Source organism: Ralstonia sp. RL, from assembly GCF_001683835.1.
GTDB lineage: Bacteria > Pseudomonadota > Gammaproteobacteria > Burkholderiales > Burkholderiaceae > Ralstonia > Ralstonia mannitolilytica.
In genome coordinates this window covers 1-3,310 of record NZ_LWRX01000126.1, presented here as the reverse complement: position 1 = coordinate 3,310, position 3,310 = coordinate 1, and the positions used below count along the sequence as shown (strand labels likewise).

General features: G+C 66.3%; 4 protein-coding genes and 1 pseudogene. 1 reads left to right on the top strand and 4 read right to left on the bottom strand.

The annotated features are described in order from the left end of the window. Window positions 1-23: 23 nt before the first annotated feature. The 3 genes from A6M56_RS11575 to A6M56_RS11565 are packed head-to-tail and all read right to left on the bottom strand — an operon-like array spanning window position 24 to window position 2,067. Window positions 24-290: a DUF3443 family protein gene (locus A6M56_RS11575; protein ID WP_286758143.1), complete on the bottom strand. Its 267-nt coding sequence runs from the start codon at window positions 288-290 to the stop codon at window positions 24-26. Between the two features lie 9 nt (window positions 291-299). Next, complete coding sequence (locus A6M56_RS11570) at window positions 300-755, bottom strand: DUF2844 domain-containing protein (protein ID WP_286758142.1); 456 nt, start codon at window positions 753-755, stop codon at window positions 300-302. Between the two features lies 1 nt (window position 756). Beyond that, complete coding sequence (locus A6M56_RS11565) at window positions 757-2,067, bottom strand: solute carrier family 23 protein (RefSeq protein WP_286758141.1); 1,311 nt, start codon at window positions 2,065-2,067, stop codon at window positions 757-759. 208 nt (window positions 2,068-2,275) lie between these two features. Between A6M56_RS11565 and upp the strand changes: the two genes are divergently transcribed. Further along, entirely contained in the window at window positions 2,276-2,926 is a 651-nt protein-coding gene (upp, locus tag A6M56_RS11560) for a uracil phosphoribosyltransferase (protein WP_286758140.1), read from the top strand. Between the two features lie 43 nt (window positions 2,927-2,969). On the opposite strand, the pseudogene A6M56_RS11555 reads toward upp, so the two are convergent. After that, window positions 2,970-3,310 (bottom strand): annotated as a pseudogene (locus A6M56_RS11555) (3-hydroxyacyl-CoA dehydrogenase); the annotation flags it as partial.

The following is a 3,310-nucleotide window of genomic DNA, read 5'->3' as shown; positions in this document are numbered from 1 at the left end:
GGCCATCGGCGCGGGCGGCAGGTTCAGCGCCGGCGCGGACGACAAGGCGGAGGCTCGACCAGGATGTGATCGATCGTCTTGCAATTCGTGTCGCTGCCGGGTTCGCAAACCGTTACCGTCACATAGGGCATGTTCACGTTGTTCGAGGGGCCGAGATCGACGGTCACCGCCATCACGTTGGGCGCGGCGTTGGCGGGAGCCGCAACGCTGCTGTCGCTGGCGGAACCGCCTCCGCCGCCGCATCCGGCGAGCAGGAAGACGAGTAACAGGGGCATCAAGAGAAATCGCATCGCCCCTCCTTAGCGCAGGACATCCGGCGTCACGCCTGGCGGCAGCGAGCCGGGCAGGTAGGCCTGCCCGGCGAATGCGCCCATGCGGCCGTGCGATTCGATCACGAGATCCGGGTGGCGCAGGGAAGCGTGCCGCTGCGCCGGACGCCGGCCCTGCATCGTGTCGGCATAGCGCGGAAAATACTTGCCGAGCAATTGCCGGATGTCGGGCAGCACCGGGCCCTCCCACGCCACAGCGAAGACTTTGCCGTCGGCTGCGGCGTATTCGCGCACCACCGTGCCGGACGGCGCCTGGATCTCGTGCACGACATAGCTGCCGGCGCCGCGTATGGCCTGGGCTTTCGCATGCATGGCCGACTTTTCCGTCTGCACCGTGTCGATGCTCTCGCCCAGGGCGGCATGGGCCTGCATGGTGGTTGCCAGCATGCCCGCGAGCAGTGCGCCCGCCGCAATTCCCGGCTTCATGTCAGCGCTCCGCGCGCGCGGCATGAAACGACAGCAGCGCATGCAGCACGATCGCGCCGAACGTGGCGGTGCCGATGCCGCCGAGCGAGAACTGGCCCAGTTTCAAGGTGAAATCGCCGGCGCCGAGCACCAGGGTGACGGCGGCCACCACCAGATTGCGGTTGTCCGAAAAATCGACCTTGTTCTCCACCCAGATGCGTGCGCCGGCCACCGCGATCAGGCCGAACACCACGATCGACACGCCGCCCAGCACCGCGCCGGGAATGGTCTGGATGACGGCGCCGAACTTGGGCGAGAAACCCAGCCCCATCGCGATCACGGCCGCCACCACGAACACCAGCGTGGAATAGATCTTGGTGACCGCCATCACGCCGATGTTCTCTGCATAGGTGGTCACGCCGGTGCCGCCCACGCTGCCGGAGAGGATGGTGGCGATGCCGTCGCCGACGAAGGCGCGGCCCATGTAGCGGTCCAGGTTCTGGCCGGTCATCGCGCCGACCGCCTTGATGTGGCCGAGGTTTTCCGCCACCAGGATCACCGCCACCGGCGCCAGCAGCGCCATCGCGTCGGCCTTGAACACCGGCGCGACGAAATGCGGCACGCCGAACCAGGCGGCGTTGGCCACCGCGCCGAAATCGATCGGCTTGCCCAGGCCGGCGCCATTGGTCAGCAGCGCATAGATGGCATAGGCGAGCAGCAGGCCGACCAGGATCAGCAGGCGCTGCACCATGCCGCGCGTGAAGACGGCGACGATGCCGACGCAGAATACCGTGACCAGCGCCATCCAGGCGTCGAAGCTGTTGCCGGTGACGCCCTTGACCGCGATCGGCGCCAGGTTCAGGCCGATCACCGCCACCACCGCGCCGGTCACGACCGGCGGCATCAGTTTCTCGATCCAGCCGGCGCCGACCGACATCACCAAAAGGCCTATCAATGCATACACGATGCCGCAGGCGATGATGCCGCCCAGCGCGACGCCGATGTTGGGATTCGGCCCCTGGCCGGCATAGCCGGTGACCAGGATGACCAGGCCGATGAAGGCGAAGCTGGAGCCCAGGTAGCTCGGCACGCGGCCGCCGACGAAGACGAAGAACAGCAGGGTGCCGATGCCGGACATGAAGATCGCCAGATTGGGATCGAAGCCCATCAATAGCGGCGCCAGCACGGTGGCGCCGAACATCGCCACCACATGCTGCAGGCCCATCGCGATAGTCTGCGGCCACGGCAGGCGGTCCTCGGTGCCGATCACTGGGCCGAGGCCATCGTTGGTGCTGTGGCGCATGCGCCATTGCGGGAAATACGAGCCGGACATCAGGATTCTCCAGGTAGTGCGGCAGACCGGGTCCGCCAGCATTAGATTCAGGTAAATATTTTCTGCCGGAAAGTGTATTGAGGTGCGGATGAAATGACAATCGCTCAGTCGAAAACGTTTACACTTTGGGGCTGATCAAGGCCCGGCCTGCGACGCCCGGCCTGCGACGTCCAGTGCCAAATCCACAACATAACTGTCCGACATCCTGATGAAACAAGATCCCCGTTTTCCCAATCTCCACATCCTCGATCACCCGCTGATCCAGCACAAGCTCTCCCACATGCGCGACCGCGATACCTCGACACGGACGTTTCGCGAACTGCTGCGCGAAATTACGCTGCTGATGGGATATGAGATCACGCGCAACCTGCCGCTGACCACGATGCGCATCGAAACGCCGCTGCAAAGCATGGATGCCCCGGTCATCGCCGGCAAGAAGCTGGTGGTGGTGCCGGTGCTGCGCGCCGGCATCGGCATGAGCGACGGCCTGCTGGAACTGGTGCCGTCGGCGCGGGTCGGGCATATCGGCGTCTATCGCGACCCGGACACCCATCGTCCGGTCGAATACCTGGTGCGTCTGCCGGACCTCGCGGAGCGCCATTTCATCCTGTGCGACCCGATGCTGGCGACCGGCAATTCGGCGGTGCATGCGGTCGACGTGCTGAAAAAGCGCGGGGTGGCCGATGAACAGATCGTGTTCCTGGCCCTGGTGGCGGCCCCGGAGGGCGTGCAGGTGTTCCAGGAGGCGCACCCGCATGTGAAGGTCTATGTCGCCTCGCTCGACTCGCACCTGGACGATCACGCGTATATCGTTCCCGGCCTGGGCGACGCCGGCGACCGGCTGTTCGGGACCAAGTAACCAAGCAAGGCGGCCCCCGGCCGGGCGCCGCCCGTGGCGTATCTTACGGCTTGCTGCGCGCCGCAAGCGCCTTGCCGACTTCCATCTGCGACTGCTGCATGCCGGCGCCCGGCACGATTTCCCGGCTGCGGTCGGCGATCCGGTCGGCGCTGGCGACCAGGCGTTCCAGCGCGTCCGGCCCCTGGCCGATATGCACGCCGTCGGTCAGCGTGACGTAGGCGCGCGAGAAGGTGCCGGCGCCGGCGCACAGGATGGCGCGAGTGGGCGCATCCTTCGATGCCAGATAGAGCATGCCGGGCGTGACGCTTTCCGGCGTCAGCAGCGCCAGCACTTCGGCCGGCATCAGGTCTTCCGTCATGCGGGTGGCGGCGGTCGGCGCCAGGC

Coding starts and splice junctions, on each gene's coding strand:
- A6M56_RS11575 (WP_286758143.1), bottom strand. CDS start 290: ATGCGATTTCTCTTGATGCCCCTGTTACTCGTCTTCCTGCTCGCCGGA.
- A6M56_RS11570 (WP_286758142.1), bottom strand. CDS start 755: ATGAAGCCGGGAATTGCGGCGGGCGCACTGCTCGCGGGCATGCTGGCA.
- A6M56_RS11565 (WP_286758141.1), bottom strand. CDS start 2,067: ATGTCCGGCTCGTATTTCCCGCAATGGCGCATGCGCCACAGCACCAAC.
- upp (WP_286758140.1), top strand. CDS start 2,276: ATGAAACAAGATCCCCGTTTTCCCAATCTCCACATCCTCGATCACCCG.